This is a genomic window from Xanthomonas sp. WHRI 7945 (assembly GCF_035026585.1).
On sequence record NZ_JAYIQP010000001.1, the window covers coordinates 296,070 to 313,282 of the forward strand.

General features: G+C 69.3%; 14 protein-coding genes and 1 pseudogene. 6 read left to right on the forward strand and 9 right to left on the reverse strand.

Going from position 1 to position 17,213, the window contains the following annotated elements:
- Window positions 1–18 precede the first annotated feature (18 nt).
- The 5 genes from VDQ83_RS01120 to VDQ83_RS01140 all read right to left on the reverse strand — a co-directional run bounded on the left by VDQ83_RS01120 (window position 19) and on the right by VDQ83_RS01140 (window position 5,267).
- Entirely contained in the window at window positions 19–1,749 is a 1,731-nt protein-coding gene (locus VDQ83_RS01120) for a methyl-accepting chemotaxis protein (RefSeq protein WP_309922161.1), read from the reverse strand.
- 92 nt (window positions 1,750–1,841) lie between these two features.
- A complete protein-coding gene (gene cyoE / locus VDQ83_RS01125) occupies window positions 1,842–2,735 on the reverse strand; it encodes a heme o synthase (RefSeq protein ID WP_309922158.1) in 894 nt (297 codons plus the stop codon).
- Complete coding sequence (locus tag VDQ83_RS01130; protein ID WP_263396025.1) at window positions 2,732–3,895, reverse strand: COX15/CtaA family protein; 1,164 nt, start codon at window positions 3,893–3,895, stop codon at window positions 2,732–2,734. Before VDQ83_RS01130 ends, cyoE begins: the two co-directional genes overlap by 4 nt.
- 10 nt (window positions 3,896–3,905) lie before the next feature.
- Window positions 3,906–4,481, reverse strand: a complete 576-nt coding sequence (locus VDQ83_RS01135; RefSeq protein WP_455433555.1) for a hypothetical protein — start codon at window positions 4,479–4,481, stop codon at window positions 3,906–3,908.
- A 27-nt stretch (window positions 4,482–4,508) separates the two neighbouring features.
- Complete coding sequence (locus tag VDQ83_RS01140; protein WP_309922152.1) at window positions 4,509–5,267, reverse strand: SURF1 family protein; 759 nt, start codon at window positions 5,265–5,267, stop codon at window positions 4,509–4,511.
- 30 nt (window positions 5,268–5,297) lie between these two features.
- Here VDQ83_RS01140 and VDQ83_RS01145 point away from each other — a divergent pair, with 30 nt between their 5' ends.
- The 3 genes from VDQ83_RS01145 to gcvH all read left to right on the forward strand — a co-directional run bounded on the left by VDQ83_RS01145 (window position 5,298) and on the right by gcvH (window position 7,557).
- Complete coding sequence (locus tag VDQ83_RS01145; protein WP_003480622.1) at window positions 5,298–5,516, forward strand: twin transmembrane helix small protein; 219 nt, start codon at window positions 5,298–5,300, stop codon at window positions 5,514–5,516.
- A gap of 441 nt (window positions 5,517–5,957) precedes the next feature.
- On the forward strand, window positions 5,958–7,064 hold the full coding sequence (gcvT, locus tag VDQ83_RS01150) for a glycine cleavage system aminomethyltransferase GcvT (RefSeq protein ID WP_455433556.1): 1,107 nt from the start codon (window positions 5,958–5,960) through the stop codon (window positions 7,062–7,064).
- Between the two features lie 97 nt (window positions 7,065–7,161).
- Window positions 7,162–7,557 (forward strand): glycine cleavage system protein GcvH, encoded by a 396-nt coding sequence (gene gcvH / locus VDQ83_RS01155; RefSeq protein WP_455433557.1) that lies wholly within the window; start codon window positions 7,162–7,164, stop codon window positions 7,555–7,557.
- Window positions 7,558–8,823: 1,266 nt separating this feature from the next.
- Here the strand turns inward: gcvH and VDQ83_RS01160 are convergent.
- Window positions 8,824–9,231, reverse strand: a pseudogene (locus VDQ83_RS01160) (hypothetical protein); the annotation flags it as partial.
- A gap of 1,295 nt (window positions 9,232–10,526) precedes the next feature.
- Window positions 10,527–11,915, reverse strand: a complete 1,389-nt coding sequence (locus VDQ83_RS01165; protein WP_263395312.1) for a serine hydrolase domain-containing protein — start codon at window positions 11,913–11,915, stop codon at window positions 10,527–10,529.
- Window positions 11,916–12,194: 279 nt separating this feature from the next.
- Here VDQ83_RS01165 and VDQ83_RS01170 point away from each other — a divergent pair, with 279 nt between their 5' ends.
- Complete coding sequence (locus tag VDQ83_RS01170; protein WP_455433558.1) at window positions 12,195–13,091, forward strand: DMT family transporter; 897 nt, start codon at window positions 12,195–12,197, stop codon at window positions 13,089–13,091.
- A 36-nt stretch (window positions 13,092–13,127) separates the two neighbouring features.
- Here VDQ83_RS01170 and VDQ83_RS01175 read toward each other — a convergent pair whose 3' ends face one another.
- Window positions 13,128–14,723 carry a GMC family oxidoreductase gene (locus VDQ83_RS01175; RefSeq protein ID WP_455433559.1) on the reverse strand — a complete coding sequence of 532 codons (1,596 nt, stop codon included), beginning with the start codon at window positions 14,721–14,723 and terminating at the stop codon, window positions 13,128–13,130.
- A gap of 122 nt (window positions 14,724–14,845) precedes the next feature.
- Between VDQ83_RS01175 and VDQ83_RS01180 the strand changes: the two genes are divergently transcribed.
- Both VDQ83_RS01180 and VDQ83_RS01185 read left to right on the forward strand, forming a co-directional pair.
- The gene (locus VDQ83_RS01180; protein ID WP_455433560.1) at window positions 14,846–16,210 is read left to right on the forward strand and encodes an NTP/NDP exchange transporter; all 1,365 of its coding nucleotides are present in this window, start codon (window positions 14,846–14,848) and stop codon (window positions 16,208–16,210) included.
- A gap of 90 nt (window positions 16,211–16,300) precedes the next feature.
- Window positions 16,301–16,654: a DUF1304 domain-containing protein gene (locus tag VDQ83_RS01185; protein WP_455433561.1), complete on the forward strand. Its 354-nt coding sequence runs from the start codon at window positions 16,301–16,303 to the stop codon at window positions 16,652–16,654.
- Between the two features lie 15 nt (window positions 16,655–16,669).
- On the opposite strand, the gene VDQ83_RS01190 is transcribed toward VDQ83_RS01185, so the two are convergent.
- Complete coding sequence (locus tag VDQ83_RS01190; protein ID WP_455433562.1) at window positions 16,670–17,146, reverse strand: hotdog fold domain-containing protein; 477 nt, start codon at window positions 17,144–17,146, stop codon at window positions 16,670–16,672.
- Window positions 17,147–17,213: the final 67 nt, after the last annotated feature.

The window sequence follows — 17,213 nt, forward strand, 5'->3', positions numbered from 1 at the left end:
GGCTTCGCTGCGTACCGCTCAGGCCACCGCGCGCACCGGTTCGGCGGCATGGCCGCTGCCTGGGCGGCGGCCGCTGGTGGTGTGCGCGGTCAGACCCTGCGCCTGGCCCTCCAGACCGCGCGCGGCATCGGCCATCTTCTCGACCAGGGCCGCGTTCTTCTGCGTCGCGGTATCCATCTGCACCACGATCTGGTTGACCTGGACGATGCCGGCGCTCTGCTCGCGGCTGGCGTTGGCGATCTCGCCCATGATCCCCTGCACCTCGCGCACCGCAGTGAACAGCTCGCCCATGGTGGTCCCGGCCCGCGCCACCAGCGCCGACCCGCGTTCGACCTGCTCGCTGGAGCTGGCGATGAGGCCGCGGACTTCACGGGCGGCATCGGTGCAGCGCTGGGCCAGGCTGCGCACCTCGGTGGCCACCACCGCGAAACCGCGGCCCTGTTCGCCGGCGCGTGCCGCTTCCACCGCGGCGTTGAGCGCCAGAATGTTGGTCTGGAACGCGATGCCGTCGATGACGCTGATGATGTCGGAGATCTTGCGCGATGCGGTTTCGATGCCGGCCATCGTCGCGACCACGTCGTTCACCACCGTGCCGCCGCGCTGGGCCACGTCGCTGGCGCCGTCCACCAGCCGATTGGCATGGCCCACGTGGTCCACGTTGCTCTGCACGGTGCTGGTGATCTCTTCCATCGAACTGGCCGCTTCCTCCAGCGCCGCCGCCTGCTGCTCGGTGCGCCGCGCCAGGTCGTTGTTGTCCTCGACCATCTCGGCCGCCGCGACCTGCAGCGTGCGTGCCGCGTCGCCGAGCTGACGCGCGGCATGGATGTCCAGCAACGCACCGACCGCACGCAGCGGCGTGCCATCGGCCGCGCGCTTGGTCAGCCCGCGCGCGCGGAACCAACGGTACTGGCCGCTCTTCTGCTGCAAGCGGTATTCGATGTCGAAGGAGGTGCGGCCGCTGCGGTCGTTGAGATGCGCGGCGAACGCGTTCAGCGCGGCCTGCTTGTCTTCCGGGTGCAGGCGCGAGGCCCAGCTGTCGAGCACGTTGGGGAACTCCGCCTCCGAGGCGAAGCCGAGCAGCGCGCGGAACTGCGGCGACCACCAGAACTCGTTGGCCGGATTGATCGGGTCGCCGGCGATCACGCTCATGTCCCACAGGCCGTCGTTGAGCATCTCCGCGCCCAGTTCGAAGCGGGTCAGGATCACGTCGAGGAAGGCATCGCGCTCGCGGCGCTCGCCGATGTCGGTGAGCGAGCCGGCCACCCGCAGCGGTGCGCCGTTGGCGTCGCGCTGGGTGGTTCCCAACGCGCGGAACCAGCGGTATTGACCGTTCTTCAGCTGCAGCCGGTACTCCACATCGTACGCGGTGCGGCCGCTGCGATCGGCCAGATGCGCGGCGAACGCGTCCAGCGTGGCCTGTTTGTCCTGCGGATGCAGGCGCGAGGCCCAGCTGTCGAGCACGTTGGGGAACTCCGCCTCCGAGGCGAAGCCGAGCAGCGCACGGAACTGGGTCGACCACCAGAACTCGTTGGCCGGATTGATCGGATCGCCGGCCACCACGCTCATGTCCCACAGGCCGTCGCTGGTGCCGCCGGTGACCAGGTCGAAGCGGCCGCGCAGATAGCTGAGCTCGGTCCGGGCGTGTTCGGCCTCGGCGTGGGCACGGTCGCGCTCGGTCTCGACCTCACGCAGACGTGCGGTCATGCCCTGCAGCGCCATCGCCGCATCGCGCTTGCTCTTTCCCCACATACGCCCTCCCAACGGTCTCGCCGTCTACGGTCAATCCATCGGTAGCGGCCTGGGCCGCCGTCCCTTGAGTGCCGCGAACGGGAACGGGACGCTCAGCCGATCCAGTGATCGACCAGCAGGAAAGCGAACAACGCCATCAGGTACACGATCGAATAGCCGAACATGCGCATCGAGAACATCTCGTCCGGCGGGTCGAGCATGCGCCAGGCGAACCAGACGAACACCGCATCGAGCACCAGCGTGCCGCCGAGGTAGAACACGCCGCTCATGCCCACCGCCACCGGCAGCAGGGTCACCACCACCAGCAGCAGCGTGTACACCAGGATCTGCCTGCGCGTATGCACCACGCCGTGGGTGACCGGCAGCATCGGGATCGATGCCTTGGCGTAGTCGGCGCGGCGGAAGATCGCCAGCGCCCAGAAGTGCGGCGGCGTCCACACGAAGATGATCAGCACCAGCAGCGACGCGTAGGCCCAGTCCCACTGGCCCTGCATGCCGGTGATCGCGGCCCAGCCCAGCAGCGGCGGCGCGGCGCCGGCCAGGCCGCCGATGACGATGTTCTGCGGCGTGGTGCGCTTGAGGAACACGGTGTAGATCACCGCGTAGCCGATCAGCGAGGCGAAGGTCAGCACCGCGGTGATGGTGTTGACCCAGATGACCAGGATCGTCATCGACAGCGCGGTCAGCGCTGTAGCGAACAGCAGCACCTGCCACGGCAGCACCTTGCCCACCACCAGCGGCCGCCACGAGGTGCGCGCCATCTGCGCGTCGATGCGCGCGTCCAGCAACTGGTTGATCGCCGCCGCGGCCGAGGCCGCCAGCCAGATGCCGAAGAAGCCGATCAGGCCGGTACGCACCTGCGCCCAGGTCGGCACGCCGGGAATCGCCAGGCACATGCCGACCAGCGCGGTGAACACGATCAGCGCCACCACCTTGGGCTTGGTCAGGTCCCAGTAGTCGCGCCAGTGGATGCCCGTCGCGCTCATTGCGGCGCCCGCAAGCGCGCCAGCAGCGACACCAGCACGAACAGCAGCGCCACCGCGCCGGCGTTGTGCAGCACCGCCACCGGCAGCGGCAGCGCCAGCTTGACGTTGAGGATGCCCAGGCTGACCTGCGCCAGCAGCAGCACCACCAGCGCCGCCGCCCAGCCGCGCATGCCCGGCGAGCGGCTCAGCCGCCAGCCCAGCCACAGCAGGTAGGCCGCCACGACCAGCGCCATCATCCGGTGCGCCATCTGGATCGCGATGCGCGCCGCGCCGTCGAGCACGCCGCCTTCGTAGTCCACGCCGATGCCGCGCCACAGGGTGAAGCCTTCGCGGAAATCGTGCGGCGGCCACCACTGGCTGACGCAGCGCGGGAAGTTGTCGGCCGACCAGCTGCCGCCGCCGCAGGCCAGCGCCGCGTAATTGGCGCTGACCCAGCCGCCGAGCGCGATCTGCAGCGCCAGCAGCGCCACGCCCAGGCGCAGCAGCCACTTCAGCCGCGACGCGTCGGCCAGGGTGATCGGCAGGTGGGTGGCGCGCCAGGCCATCCACACCAGCAGCGAGAACATCAGCAGGCCGCCGAGCAGATGCCCCATCACCACGATCGGCTTGAGCAGCAGGGTCACCGTCCACATGCCCAGCAGGGCCTGGAAGATCACCACCGCCAGGGTCAGCGCCGCCGCGCGCGCCAGGTCGCTGTTGGACCAGCGCAGCGCCGCCAGCAGCAGGATCGCTTCGCCGGTGCCCGCCAACGCCATCGCCCACGTCGGCCAGCCGGACATGTACAGCGGGATCGACAGCGCCACCAGCGCCGCGGCGCCGACGATCTGCGCGATGCCGAGCCGGCGCCGGCGCGCAGCCAGCAACGACAGCACCAGCACTTCCACGCCCAGCGCCCCGGCCAGGAACCGGTGCACCTGCTCGCGCCAGGCCTTGTGCGTCTCCAGCGGGCGGATCTTGCTCGCGGCGTGCGCGTTGGCCTCGTCACTGCTCTGCGGCCAGGTCACCCGGCCATAGCAGGTCGGCCAGTCCGGGCAACTCATGCCGGCGTCGGACAGGCGCACGAACGATCCGAACATGATCGTGCTGGCGGTGAACAACGCCGCCAGCCAGGCCATGCGGTGGAAGTGCCGAAACAGCGCCGGCGGCGCGAACAGGTTCATAGGGGGTGACTCACAGGAGTTTCAGCAGCTTCGACACATCCGCGCGCAATCCGGCCGGGTCGAAGCCCGGCGCGTAGCGCAGCACCACGAAGCCGTTCGGATCGATCACGTAGACCGGCACGCCTGCGGCATCGTGCACACGCGGCAGGCCGGCCAGCAGCGCCGGGTCGGCGCGCAGCACGCGCACCTGCGGCAGCGCGCGCACCGCCGCCGGCGGCGTGCCGATCCACAGGATCTGCACGTGGTCGGCGTCATGGCCGAACAGCTGCCAGACCTTGTTCAGATCGCGCGTCAGCGCTTCGCAGGCGCTGGCACAGTCGCGCGGCGGCGCCAGTGCGATGCGCCACACGCGCTGCTGCGGCTGCCAGGCGTAGACGCTGCCGTCGTCCAGCCGCGGCTGCAGCGCGCGCAGGTCGGCCGGCGGCTGCAGCAGTTCGCCGTGGTTGCGGTTGCCCGGTGGTTGCCAGCCGGAAAAACGCAGCGCGCCGGCGACCAGCATCGAGCCGAAGAACAGGACGAACAGCGCGATCAACGTCCAGCGGCCGCGCGCGGTCGCCTGGCGTGGAGCCGAGGGGGAGGCATTCATGCCGGGGATTTTCTCATGCGCGCGCGCTCAGCGCCCGCCCCGTCCCTTGCGCGCGCGCCAGCTCAGCAGCGCCGCGGTGATCAGCACGGCCAGCGCCAGGCCGAACCATTGCACCGCGTAACCCAAGTGGCGCTCGGGCGGCAGGGTGTTCGGCAGCATCTCCAGGTCGCGCGGATAGCCCAGCGGCAACGCCGGATCCAGGCGCAGCACCTGCGACAAAATGTCGCGGCGTCCGAGCGCCTCGCCGATCGCCGCCGGCTCGATGCGCATCGCCAGCCACAGCTGCGGCGCCGGCGCGGCGACCAGCGCCGGCCCCAGCGCCAGCCCGTGCGACGGCGCCGGGCCGAGCAGGCCGGCCAGCGCGTACTGCCCGTGCAGCGGCACCGGTGTGGGCAGCGCGCGATCGGCCGGCAACGGCAGCCAGCCCAGTTCGACCAGCAGCGGCGCGGACGCGCCGTCGGCCAGGAACGGCTGATAGACCTTGACCCCGCTGCGGCCCTCGCGCAATTGGTTGTCGAGCAGGATCTGCCCGGGCAGGAAACGGCCGCTGCCGTGCACCCAGGCCAGCTGCGCCGGGCGCAGCGTGCGCAGCGCATCGGCCAGCGCCTGCGGACGGTCGCGCACGTGCGCGGCCTGCGCGAGCAGCGCCTGTTTCTCGTGCATGCGCAGCAATTGCCAGCGGCCCAGCGCGCAGAATCCCAGCGCCACCGCCAGCGCGAGCCCCCAGCCCAGCCACAGCGGCATGCGCGCGCGCGCGGCGACGCGCGAGGACGCGGCCAGGGTCATAATGCAGCGATACCGTGCACCGAGACGCCCATGAACGACTCGCTGAAAACCCTGCTGATCGTCGCCTTCCTGCTGGTCATTCTGTGGAACCTCGGCGCCGGCCTGTACTACCTGTTGGTGGACCGTGGCCAGAGCAAGCGCACGGTGAACGCACTGACCTGGCGCATCGGCCTATCGGTCTGCCTGATCCTGCTGGTGATCCTGGGCATCTATACCGGGGTGATCAAGCCGCATGGGTTGGGGCGGTAGACCGGGGACCGCAGGATGGTGTCCGAGCGAAAAAATCGCCGTCAAACGCCCTGATGAAAAAAGTGCCAATTTATTGAAGAACAAGCGGCTTTTCCCCGCTCCAGCCAAGCCGCTTTTCTGTAGGAGGGGCTTCAGCCCCGACGCCTTACCGATAACGCGTCGGGGCTGCAGCCCCGACGCGTTACCGGTAAGGCGTCGGGGCTGAAGCCCCTCCTACAGAAAAGCGGCTGCGCCAGAGTTGCAAAAAAGGGGGCGCTTTTTTCTAAGAGAAAGCGGCCTTTTTGCATCAAATCGCTTGACAGCGATTTACCCTCGGACAGCATCCTGCCGTCCCGAGTCCCGAGTCCCGAGTCCCGAGTCCCGAGTCCCGAGTCCCGAGTCCCATTCCTTATCCCCCGCACGGCCGGCGATAATGGGCGACTTTACTCACGGACCCGCGCCATGACCCAGAAGACCATCCTCAACGACAGCCATCGCGCCCTCGGCGCCAAGATGGTCGACTTCGGCGGCTGGGACATGCCGATCCACTACGGCTCGCAGATCGACGAGCACCACCAGGTGCGCAGCGACGCGGGCATGTTCGACGTCAGCCACATGACCGTGGTCGACCTGCACGGCACCCAGGTGCGCGGCTTCCTGCGCCACCTGCTGGCCAACTCGGTGGACAAGCTGAAGCAACCGGGCAAGGCGCTGTACACCTGCATGCTCAACCCGCAGGGCGGGGTGATCGACGACCTGATCGTCTATTACATGTCCGACACGTTGTTCCGCCTGGTGGTCAACGCCGCCACCCGGGTCAAGGACCTGGCCTGGATCGGTGAGCAGGCGCAGGCGTTCGGCGTGGAGGTGCGCGAGCGCGAGGACTTCGCGATGATCGCGGTGCAGGGCCCCAACGCGCGCGCCAAGGTGATCGGCCTGCTGCGCGAGGACGATCGCGCCGCGGTGCAGAAGCTGGGCCGCTTCGCCGCGTTCGAGGCGACCTCGGCCGACGGCGTGGCGCTGTTCGTCGCGCGCACCGGCTACACCGGCGAGGACGGCTTCGAGATCGTGCTGCCACAGCAGCAGGCCGTGGCGTTCTGGAACGCGCTGCTGCAGGCGGGGGTCAAGCCGGCGGGCCTGGGCGCGCGCGACACGCTGCGCCTGGAGGCCGGCATGAACCTGTATGGGCAGGACATGGACGAGACCGTGTCGCCGTACGAAGCGGCGCTGGCCTGGACCGTGACGCTGGACGAGGGTCGCGTGTTCATCGGCCGCGACGTGCTCGAAGCGCACAAGGCCAACGGTGCGCCGCGGCAGATGATCGGCCTGGTGATGGACGACAAGGGCGTGTTGCGCCACGGCCAGAAGGTGCTCACCGCGCAGGGCGAGGGCGAGATCCTGTCCGGCACGTTCTCGCCGACGCTGGGCAAGGCGATCGCGTTCGCGCGCGTGCCGGCCGGCGCGCCGGGCGAGGTGCGGGTGGACATCCGCGGCAAGGAAGTGCCGGTGCGCGTGGTCAAGTTCCCGTTCGTGCGCGAAGGCCAGGTCCAGCCCGGCGTTCTCGGCTGAGCCGCCGGTCGCCGCGACGCCCGCGACGTCGTTGCGGAGCATCCGGTTCGCTACACTAGCCCCCCATCCCCGACATCGTCTTTTCCGGAGCAGCCCCATGAGCGAGATCCCTGGCGACCTCAAATTCCTCAAGTCCCATGAATGGGCGCGCGTCGAAGGCAACGGTCGCGTCACCATCGGCATTTCCGACCATGCCCAGGGCCTGCTCGGCGACCTGGTCTACGTCGAACTTCCCAACGTCGGCGACGAGGTCGTCGCCGGCAACGGCGTGGCCGTGGTCGAGTCGGTCAAGGCCGCGTCGGACGTGTACAGCCCGCTCACCGGCAAGGTGGTCGAGGTCAACGCCGCGCTCAGCGACAAGCCGGAGACGATCAACGAGGACGCCTACGGCGAAGGCTGGATCTTCGTGCTGGAGATCGCCGACCAGGAGCAGTTGAACGAGCTGCTGACCCCGGACGACTACGCCGAACTGCTCGAGGAAGACGGCCACTGAGCCGAGCCGACTCGTCGCGACAGCCGAACCGGCCGCCTTGTGCGGCCGGTTTTCGTTTGGGGCGGCGGAACGGGGCGGTGGCGTATCACGGCGCGCGATGTTCTCGGCAGCCGGCGGATCGGCGCGGTCGCGAACGACGCATGCGGCGCACCGTGGGAGATCGACCTGGCGCAGGCGACGGCAGCGCGCCGCGCGCTTCGCTGCGTACGCTGCCCTTGCAACCGGCCGAGGCGATGCCGCGGGACGGACGCTGCGACGCGAGCGGATGTCGCGTCGGATTTTTGGCGGTGATGCGCGTCGCAGCGCATCGCACTCGGGCGGCGCGTGCAGCGCATCTCCCGACGGCGATCACGTCCGCTGCAGTGCGAGCGCGGACGGCAGAGATGCCGCGTTCGTCTGATCGGAACGTGTTCGCCGCGGCGACGCGCATGCGGCATGCAGCGGTGCCGGCGCTGCGACCGCGCGCTCGGCAGCGGACGCGGTGGCGGGATGGAACACGACGCGCCGGCCGCGTGCGCGTGACGCGATGGTGAGGAACGCAGCGCGGCGAGCGGACGTCGCAGCGGCATCGCGCGCCGCCGCGATGCGCTGCGTGGCGACGCACGCAACGCGCCGACAAGCGCCGAACAGCGCGAAAAAGTTTGCGCAGTTTTGCGCATTTGCTCTTGTGCGATGCCGGAACGGCGCATGCCGCGAAAAGTTTTTTTCAGCTTGCGGACAGGCTCGCGCGCTCGCGCTTCGCTGCCGCCCACGCTTGGCATGGCCGCGCGCCAAACTGCCGCTCGCGTTGGCCCGTTGCAAAAAAGCACGGGAATTACCGCTGTTTTTGTTTGCGCCAAAGATTCGCTGCGGGTTTGGCGGCGGCGGTTGTCGAGGTCGGAGGGCTGCCGATCGCGGCGATCGGCATGGTCGCGGCACGCGACGCCTGAAAAAAAATTGCGTAGAACTGTTGACAGTAAAAAAAAGCGTGATTAGGTTTCGCCCAGCAGACGTTGCTGCGAAAGCGAGTGAATCGGATCGACATCAAACCGCGAAGCACAACTTGGACATCCGCCAGGAACCCGATGATGGTGGATCAGGTGTCGCTTCCCTCCGAGAAACGCAACGTCTCCCCCGGCACGGCACCCGTATCGAGTTTCGGTACGGGTGTTTCTGTATCCGACCCGGCCCGCACGACGCGCCGGCGGATCCTGCAGGCGGACCATCGCCGCGGGTTTGCTTTAACTGGGCGTTTTCAATCCATAGTTCACTGACGAGGAGCCATCCCATGGCCACGAAAAAAGCTGCGAAAAAGAAGCCGGCCGCTAAGAAAGCGGTCAAGAAGACTGCCGCCAAGAAGCCGGCAGCGAAGAAGATCTCGGTAAAGAAGGCGGTCAAGAAGGCTGCCAAGAAAGTCGCCAAGAAGGTCGCCAAGGTGAAGAAGGCCGTCAAGAAGGCCACCACCAAGAAGACCACCGCCAAGAAGGCGGTAAAGAAGACCGCGAAGAAGGCAGCGACCAAGAAGACCGCCGCCAAGAAGACCGCGAAGAAGGCAACCGCGAAGAAGGCGGTAAAGAAGACCGCGAAGAAGGCCACGGCGAAGAAGGCGGTCAAGAAGTCGGCTGCCAAGAAGCCAGCCGCGAAGAAGGCTGTCGCCAAGAAGGCCGTCGCGAAGAAGAAGCCGGCTGCCCGCAAGAAGAAGACCGCTCCGGTCGCACTGCCGGCAACGCCCGCGCCGCTGATCTGATCTGATCCATCCCGATAGCCGTACCTAAGCTCTCTCCCCGGTGCCCAGCGGGGAGGGAGCTTTTTTATGGGCGTCCGGTTGCCGTCGCCGTGGCGAACTGCTTGCCAGGACATCGATGTGCCGCTGACGTGCCATCCGCCATCCGCCATCCGCCATCCGCCTACCTGCAGCTGACGCGTTGCCTGCACCGTGGCCAGTCCCTAGCCGACGCTGTTGGCCGCCGTCGCATTCCGTCGCCGCCTGATGCGTGCCCGAACCGCACCGAATTCGGACTGCGTTCTCCGGCAGTGACGATGCCTCGCGTCCGCCAAGCGGCTGCTTCGCTGTCGCAGGCGAGGTTCGCCGGCTTCGTCGGCTTCTCCTTCGTTTGCGCAATGGCATTCCGACAGTGCTGCCATGCCGGCGCTGACAGCCTTGGCGTTTTCGGACCATTCGCGCCATGCTCCATACGCCGCTTGCCGCGCTTGCCGCGCTTGCCGCGCTTGCCGCGCTCGATGCGCTCGATGCGCGGAGCGTGCGAGCGTGCGAGCGTGCGAGCGTGGAAAAAGCCGGCGCTGGCGTGCGGGCAACATCATCGCGGCAGTGTCGACCTGCTGCCTTGCCTGGCTGCTGATCTCCATTCGTGGCGACCTGGGTCGGAATCGAACCGGCGTTCCCGGATTTGCAGTCCGCTGCATAACCACTCTGCCACCTTCGCCCGTCGGGACCAGCACCCCTTTTCGGGGGACGGTGGCGCGAAGCTCCGGATGAGGAGGCGTGCGTAGCGCGGGTTATGCAGCGAGGCGACGTGCATCGCCAGGCGCACTCGCTGCCGGGAGGCTTCACCCCGACCCTCTCAGCAACCTCTTGCCGCGAGGCTTCGCACGGACCCTCACCCCAACCCCTCTCCCGGCGGGAGAGGGGCTTTATTCGCTTGAGGGGACATTTGCGTGAGTGTCGGCAGCGGCGGCGGTGGCGACACTCGACGGCCGACGCAGCCAGGGCGTTTAGCCGATGGCTTCAAACGCTTCCGCGTGGCCGAGCCTGTGCCGCGCGCTGCTCCTCTGTAGGAGCGGCTTCAGCCGCGACCGTATCCCAGCGGTTTCATCAAGGCCTGATCAGGCGAAGTCGCCGGCTTGCGTCGCCATCGGATCTCGTCGCGGTGAAGCCGCTCCTGCCGTGCAGCTCCCGCGAAGGCAGCGCGCAGACAGCAGAAAGGCGGCTCGCGCCGCCTTCCACCGAATCCATCAGGAGACCGCCTGCGTCAGTGCGGCGAGGCGACCGACTTGGACGCGGACGCGCCCTTCTTGTCCTTCGGATCCGGGCGCTCAGCCATCATGTTGTCGCTGCCGAAGTCGGTATCCACGTCCAGCCAGCGCTGCGTCGGCAGGCCGATCGCGCGGTCGAGGATGGTCGGCAGCAGGCCGGAAGGCAGGCCGCTCTCGCCGTTCCACAGGATCGCCACGCCCAGGTCGCGTTCGGGCACCAGCGCGACCAGGCCGCGATAGCCCTGCACCGCGCCGGCATGGAACACCACTTGGTGGCCCGAGTAATCGAACACGCGCCAGCCCAGCGCGTAGCTGGCCGAGTTGACCCGCTCGCGGCGCCAGCCCGAGCGCATCTCGCCGGGGGTGAGGATCAGCGGCGCGTGCAGCGTCGCCAGCAGCGGCGCCGGCAGCACGTCCGGACGATGCCCGGTCTGCGCGATCAGCCACTGCGCCATATCGCTGATGCTGGCGTTGACGCCGGCGGCCGGGGCCAGCCGGTAGTAGGTGGGCTTGGGCATCAGCGACACCCAGCCGTTGCGGCTGCGTACGTGCGGGCGCGCCCAGCGCGGGCTGGCCTGGATACCGGCCAGGCCCATGCTGGCGTCGTTCATGCCCAGCGGCTTGAAGATGCGGCGTTCCACCGACTGCTCGTAGAAGCTGCCGGAGGCGGCGAACACCACGTCGCCGATCAGGCTGAAGGCGACGTTCTGGTAGGCGTAGCACTCGCCCGGCGCGCACTTGAGCGGGGCGTAGGCGAGCTTGTGGCTGAGCGTGTAGTAGTCGGCGTTGGATTCGACGTCGCGGTCGTAGGCGTTGTAGGTCAGGCCGACGCGATGGCTGAGCAGGTCGGCCACGTTCAACTGGCGGGTGGCGACCGGATCGCTGAGCTGGAAGCCGGGCACGTAGTCGGTGACCTTGCTGTCCCAGCGCAGGGTGCCGTCGTTGACCAGCAGGCCGGCCATGGTGCCGGCGAAGGCCTTGGACAGCGAGGCCAGGCGGAACACGGTGTGCGCATCGACCGGCTCGGGGCGGTTGACGTCGGTGACGCCGTAGCCGCGCGCGCTGACCACCTGGCCGTTGTGCACGATCGCCACCGCCAGGCCGGGCACGCGCTCGCCGTAGGTGAGCTGCTCGGCCATCGCTTCCAGGCTGGCGACATCGAAGTCCGTGGCCAGCGGCATCACCTTGCTGTCCGGCAGCGAGGCGCGGTACGGCAGCGGCTGGGTCGGCGAGGTGTAGCGCGTGGCTTCGGTGTAGATCGGCGGCGGCAGCGGCTGCGACGGCGCCGGCGTCTGCGCGGTGGAGGACATCGCAAAGGGCAGCAATGCCCCGAGCAACCCGGTTGCCACCGGTCGAAGGAGCCGGTGCCTGCTGTTCTGTTTCATCGCGCGTGTGGCCTGTGAGGTACTGCCGAAACCGATTCTAGCGCCGCTTTTCGCCATTGCACAAACCGGGAGAAGATGAATGGGCATCGTCTTGATCCTGCTGGTGATTTTGCCGGGCCGACACGGCCGGCAGTGCGCCGTCCGCAGCGGCTGCCGCGACGGCGTAACGTATGCCTGGAAACGCATGCAACCGATGTGCCGAAGCCGCCGCGACCGCCGCGGGCCTGGCTGAACCGTTGCCCACAGTGACGTCGCCGCGCGGCTGCGGGATCATGCCGCATGCCCGATCCCGACCTTCCCCCGATCCCCGCCGCGCGTACGGCGCCCGCCGCCGCAACCTGGCTGGGCCTGGCCTTCGTGCTGGTCTGGTGTACCGGCTACATCGCCGGCAAGCAGGTGGTGGCGCATGCCGCGCCGTTCACCGCGCTGCTGTGGCGCTTCGGCCTGACCGCGGTGTGCTTCGCGCTGGCCGCCGGCCCCGCGCGCCTGCGGGCGCTGCCGCGGCAGGAACTGGCACGCAGCGCGGTGGCCGGGGTGTTGATGCTGGCCTTGCAGTTCGGCGGGGTGTACGCGGCGTTCGCGCTGGGCACCGGCTCGGGCGTGGCCGCGCTGGTGATCGGGGCGATGCCGTTGCTGGTGGCCTCGGCCAGCCCGTGGTGGGGCGGCCAGCGGCTGCGCGCCGCGCAGTGGCTGGGCATGGCGCTGGGCTTCGCCGGCGTCGCCACCGTCGCCGCCGACCGCATCGATGCCGCCACCCCGTGGGGCGGCTGGCTGGCGTTGCTGGTGGGCCTGTTCGGCATCGCGGCCGGCACCCTGTACCAGAAGCGGCATGCCGCGCAGCTCGACCTGCGCGTCGGGCTGGCGGTGCAGAACGCGGCCGCGACGCTGGTGCTGCTGCCGCTGGCGGCGTGGGAAGGCTTCCGCTTCCAGGCCAGCGGCGGCTTCGTCGCGGCGATGGCGTGGCTGGTGCTGGTCAATTCGATCGGCGGCTTCGCGCTGCTGTTCCTGCTGCTGCGGCGCGGTGCGGCCACGCAGGTGGCGAGCCTGTTCTTCCTGATGCCGCCGGTGACCGCGGTGTTCGGCCATGTGCTGCTCGGCGAGCACCTGACCGCGCTGAAGCTGTGCGGCTTCGCGCTGGCGGCGCTGGGCGTGTGGCTGGCCGGGCGCGCGCGCTGAAACGCGGCCGGCGGCAGCGCGCGCCGGCGCGGCGGCTCAGTCGCGCAGCGCGCTGCGGCCGCGGATCAGGTCCGCGGCGCGTTCGGCGATCATCATCGTCGGCCCGTTGGTGTTGCCGCTGACCAGGCGCGGCATCACCGACGCGTCGACCACGCGCACGCCTTCCAGCCCGCGCAGGCGCAGCTGCGGATCGACCACCGCCTGCGCATCGTTGCCCATCCGGCAGGTGCCGATCGGGTGGTAGATGGTCTCGGCCTTGGCGCGGATGTAGGCGATCAGGCCGGCCTCGTCCAGGTCCTCGCGCGCCGGCAGCAGCGGCGCGCCGCGCCAGGGATCGAACGCCGGCTGCTGCAGGATGCGCCGCGCCAGCCGCGCGCATTCCACCAGCATGCGCAGGTCGAAGCCGTCGGGATCGCTGAGGTAGTTCGCCTGCAGCCGTGCCGGCGTGCGCGGGTCGGCGTCGTTGAGCGACAGGCGGCCACGGCTGCGCGGCTGCAGGTGGCAGGCGTGCAGGGTGAAGCCGTCGCCGGGCAGGCGGTTGCGGCCGTGGTCGTCGAGCATCGCCGGCACGAAATGCAGCTGGATGTCGGCGCGCGCGTCCGGCGCCAGCGGCGAACGGATGAAGCCGCCGGCCTCGGCGATGTTGCTGCTGCCGGCGCCGCGGTGGCCGCGCAGGAAATAGTCGAAGGCGATCTTCAGCTGGTTGCGGCGGTCGTAGCTGATGCCCGGGCGGGTGCGGTACAGCGTGCACACGTCCAGGTGGTCCTGCAGGTTGGCGCCGACCTGCGGCTGGTCCAGGCGCACCGCGATGCCGTGGCGCCGCAGCTCGTCGGCCGGGCCGATGCCCGACAGCATCAGCAGCTGCGGCGAGTTCACTGCGCCGGCGCTGAGCAGCACTTCGCGCGCGGCGCGCGCATGCACCTCGCTGCCGCGCTGCGCGTAGGCCACGCCGACCACGCGCTCGCCCTCGACCAGCAGGCGCAACACCAGCGCGTCGGTGATCACCTGCAGGTTGTCGCGCGCCTGCGCCGGCGCCAGGTAGGCGACCGCCGCCGAGCAGCGCGCGCCGTCCTTCTGGGTGACCTGGTACAGGCCCATGCCCTGTTGCTGCGGCCCGTTGAAATCGGGGTTGTGGGCGAAGCCGGCCTGCTGCCCGGCGGCGATGAACACGTCCGAGAGCGGGTTGTGGTAGCGCAGATCGGACACGTGCAGCGGCCCGTCGCCGCCGTGCAGCGCATTGCCGCCGCGGCTGTTGCGCTCGCTGCGCCGGAAATAGGGCAGCACGCCGCGCCAGTCCCAGCCCTCGGCACCGTCGGCGGCCCAATCGTCGTAGTCGGCCGCCACGCCGCGCACGTAGCACATCGCGTTGATCGAACTGGAGCCGCCCAGCACCTTGCCGCGCGGCCACCACAGGCGCCGGTCGTTCAAGGCCGGCTCCGGCGCGGTGAGGTAGTTCCAGTTGATGCGGCGATTGCCGGCCAGCCGCGCCAGGCCTGCCGGCATGTGGATGAAGGGATTGCGGTCGCGCGGACCGGCCTCGATCAGCAGTACCTTGCAATCGGGATCCTCGCTGAGCCGGTTGGCCAGCACGCAGCCCGCCGAGCCTGCGCCGATGATGATGTAGTCGTACACCCGCGGTTCCCCTGTTTCGTGGCGCCGACGCTAGACGCCGCGGATAGAGCATATGCTCGGCGCGCCGCAACGTGCATGCGGCGCCGCGTCGTCGGGCCTGCGCGCGGGCCGCGGCGCTGGCGATGTTGCAGTGCATCGGCTACCGTGCGCGCAACCACACGGCGAACGGCGAGCCGATGCAAGCGGAAAACAAGCGCGTCCAGACCGGCGAGCTGCGCGCGGTGCTGCTGTCCTTCGTCTATTTCTTCTGTGTGCTGGCGGCGTACTACGTGATCCGGCCGGTGCGCGAACAGCTGGCCGCGGCGGTCGGTTCGACCCAGCTGCCTTGGTTCTACATGGCGACCTTCGTCGCCACCTTGCTGTTGACCCCGCTGTTCGCGTGGATGGCGGCGCGTTGGCCGCGGCGGATCGTGGTGCCAGCGGTGTACGTGTTCTTCGCGCTGTGCCTGCTCGGCTTCGTGCCGCTGTTCAGCGGCCACGGCGGGCTCAGCCCGCGCGCGCTGGGCATCGTGTTCTTCGTCTGGGTCAGCGTGTTCAACCTGTTCGTGGTGTCGGTGTTCTGGAGCTTCATGGCCGACATCTGGAGCAACGAACAAGCGCGGCGGCTGTTCCCGCTGATCGGCCTGGGCGGCACCGCCGGCGCGGTGGCTGGCCCGCTGCTGACCCGTGGGCTGGTCGGGCTGATCGGCGTGGCGCCGCTGCTGGTGGTGTCGGCGGCGCTGCTCGGGGTGGCGCTGGTGTGCGTGATCCTGCTCGGGCGCTGGGCGCGGGTGCATGGCGCGCGCCGCCACGACGCCGGCCACGAGGCGGCGGTCGGCGGCGGCATGTTCGACGGCCTCAAGCAGATCCTGGCCAATCCGTTCATGCGCGGCATGGCGCTGTTGATGCTGCTGGGCGATTGCATCGGCACGGCCGGCTATGCGCTGATGACCGACTACTCCGGCGCCACCTTCCACAACGCGGTCGAGCGCACCCAGTTCGCCGCCAACATCGACATGCTGACCAATGTGTTGCAGGTCGCGGTGCAGATCACCGTGACTCGCTGGCTGCTGGTGAAGAAGGGCGCCGGCGCGGTGATCGCGCTGTGGGCGCTGATCAGCGTGGGCACGCTGGTGGCGACCGCGTTGTCGCCCGATCCCTATGCCTTGGCCGTATGGATCGTGCCCTGGGTGGTGCTGCCGGTGGTGATCACCCGTTCGCTGACCTACGGCATGGTCGGCCCCGCGCGCGAATCGCTATATACGCGGGTGCCGCGGCAGCTGCGCTACCAGGGCAAGAACGCAGTGGATACGGCGGTGTGGCGTGCCGGCGACGTGGCCGTCTCCTCGGCGATGATCGGCCTGCGCGGACTGGGCATGGGCGTACCCGGTTTCGCCGCGCTGGCCGCGATCGCGGCCACGCTCTCCGGCGTCATCGGTTGGCGCCTGGCGCGTGCCGTCGAAAGCGCCGCGCCCACCGTGGCAGAGACGCCGCCGCCAGCGCGCTGATCCGCGCCGACGTGCGTTGCTGGGCCGCGATGCCCGCCGCAGCGCCAGCGGCTATGCTGTGCGTCTTCTCTTTCGCCGACGGACGCGCGCATGACCCTGCTGGCCTCGATCCTGGTGTGCCTGGTGGCGCTGCTGCACCTGTATTTCCTGGTGCTGGAGATGTTCCTGTGGACGCGCCCGCTGGGCATGAAGGTGTTCCGCAACACGCCGGAAAAGGCGCAGCTGACCAAGGTGCTGGCGGCCAACCAGGGCCTGTACAACGGCTTTCTCGCCGCGGGCCTCGGCTGGGGCGTGGCGACGCAGCGGGTGGACGTGATGCTGTTCTTCCTCGGCTGCGTGGTCGTGGCCGGCGTGTACGGCGCGTGGAGCGTCAGCCGCCGGATCCTCTATGTGCAGGCGCTGCCGGCGGCGCTGGCGATCGCGGCGCTATTGCTGGCGTCTTGAGCGCCGCGCAGCTGCCTAGCCCTTCGCCTTCGTGCGCGGCGACACCCACATGGCGATGCTGGCGAAGAACACGACCTGATCGCCTTCGTCGCGGATCTCCACGCTGACCGGCAGCTCGTAGCCGCTGTCGGCGGCCACGATCGCCACGTCCGGCGTCGCCACCGCGTGCATCGTGCCGCGGGCCTTGCTGCGGTATTCCACGCGCATGCCTTTCGGGATCCAGCGCATCGACGGCGGCAGGCTGGCATCGACCATGACCCCGCCGGCCAGTTCGGCCAGGTTGCACAGCGCGATCGCATGCACTGTGCCCAGGTGGTTGCTGACCCGACGCCGATGCGCAAAACGCGCCTCGCAGCGGCCCGGCTGCAGCACGGTGATGCGCGGGGCGATGCTGGCGAAATAGGGTGCCTTGAAGCACACCGCGCGCGAGAACAGCCATTGCCCAGCCGGCCAGCGTTGCATGCGTTGATAGAGCGACAGCAGTTGGCTCATGGTGTGCGTCTCCAAATGACGACGGCGGACCGAAGTCCGCCGTCGTGGTGAGCGTGTCGCCGGCGTG

Bases quoted from the DNA above. Each gene is read 5' to 3' on its own strand.
- VDQ83_RS01120 (WP_309922161.1), bottom strand. From the start codon at position 1,749: ATGTGGGGAAAGAGCAAGCGCGATGCGGCGATGGCGCTGCAGGGCATG.
- cyoE (WP_309922158.1), bottom strand. From the start codon at position 2,735: ATGAGCGCGACGGGCATCCACTGGCGCGACTACTGGGACCTGACCAAG.
- VDQ83_RS01130 (WP_263396025.1), bottom strand. From the start codon at position 3,895: ATGAACCTGTTCGCGCCGCCGGCGCTGTTTCGGCACTTCCACCGCATG.
- VDQ83_RS01135 (WP_455433555.1), bottom strand. From the start codon at position 4,481: ATGAATGCCTCCCCCTCGGCTCCACGCCAGGCGACCGCGCGCGGCCGC.
- VDQ83_RS01140 (WP_309922152.1), bottom strand. From the start codon at position 5,267: ATGACCCTGGCCGCGTCCTCGCGCGTCGCCGCGCGCGCGCGCATGCCG.
- VDQ83_RS01145 (WP_003480622.1), top strand. From the start codon at position 5,298: ATGAACGACTCGCTGAAAACCCTGCTGATCGTCGCCTTCCTGCTGGTC.
- gcvT (WP_455433556.1), top strand. From the start codon at position 5,958: ATGACCCAGAAGACCATCCTCAACGACAGCCATCGCGCCCTCGGCGCC.
- gcvH (WP_455433557.1), top strand. From the start codon at position 7,162: ATGAGCGAGATCCCTGGCGACCTCAAATTCCTCAAGTCCCATGAATGG.
- VDQ83_RS01165 (WP_263395312.1), bottom strand. From the start codon at position 11,915: ATGAAACAGAACAGCAGGCACCGGCTCCTTCGACCGGTGGCAACCGGG.
- VDQ83_RS01170 (WP_455433558.1), top strand. From the start codon at position 12,195: ATGCCCGATCCCGACCTTCCCCCGATCCCCGCCGCGCGTACGGCGCCC.
- VDQ83_RS01180 (WP_455433560.1), top strand. From the start codon at position 14,846: ATGTTGCAGTGCATCGGCTACCGTGCGCGCAACCACACGGCGAACGGC.
- VDQ83_RS01185 (WP_455433561.1), top strand. From the start codon at position 16,301: ATGACCCTGCTGGCCTCGATCCTGGTGTGCCTGGTGGCGCTGCTGCAC.
- VDQ83_RS01190 (WP_455433562.1), bottom strand. From the start codon at position 17,146: ATGAGCCAACTGCTGTCGCTCTATCAACGCATGCAACGCTGGCCGGCT.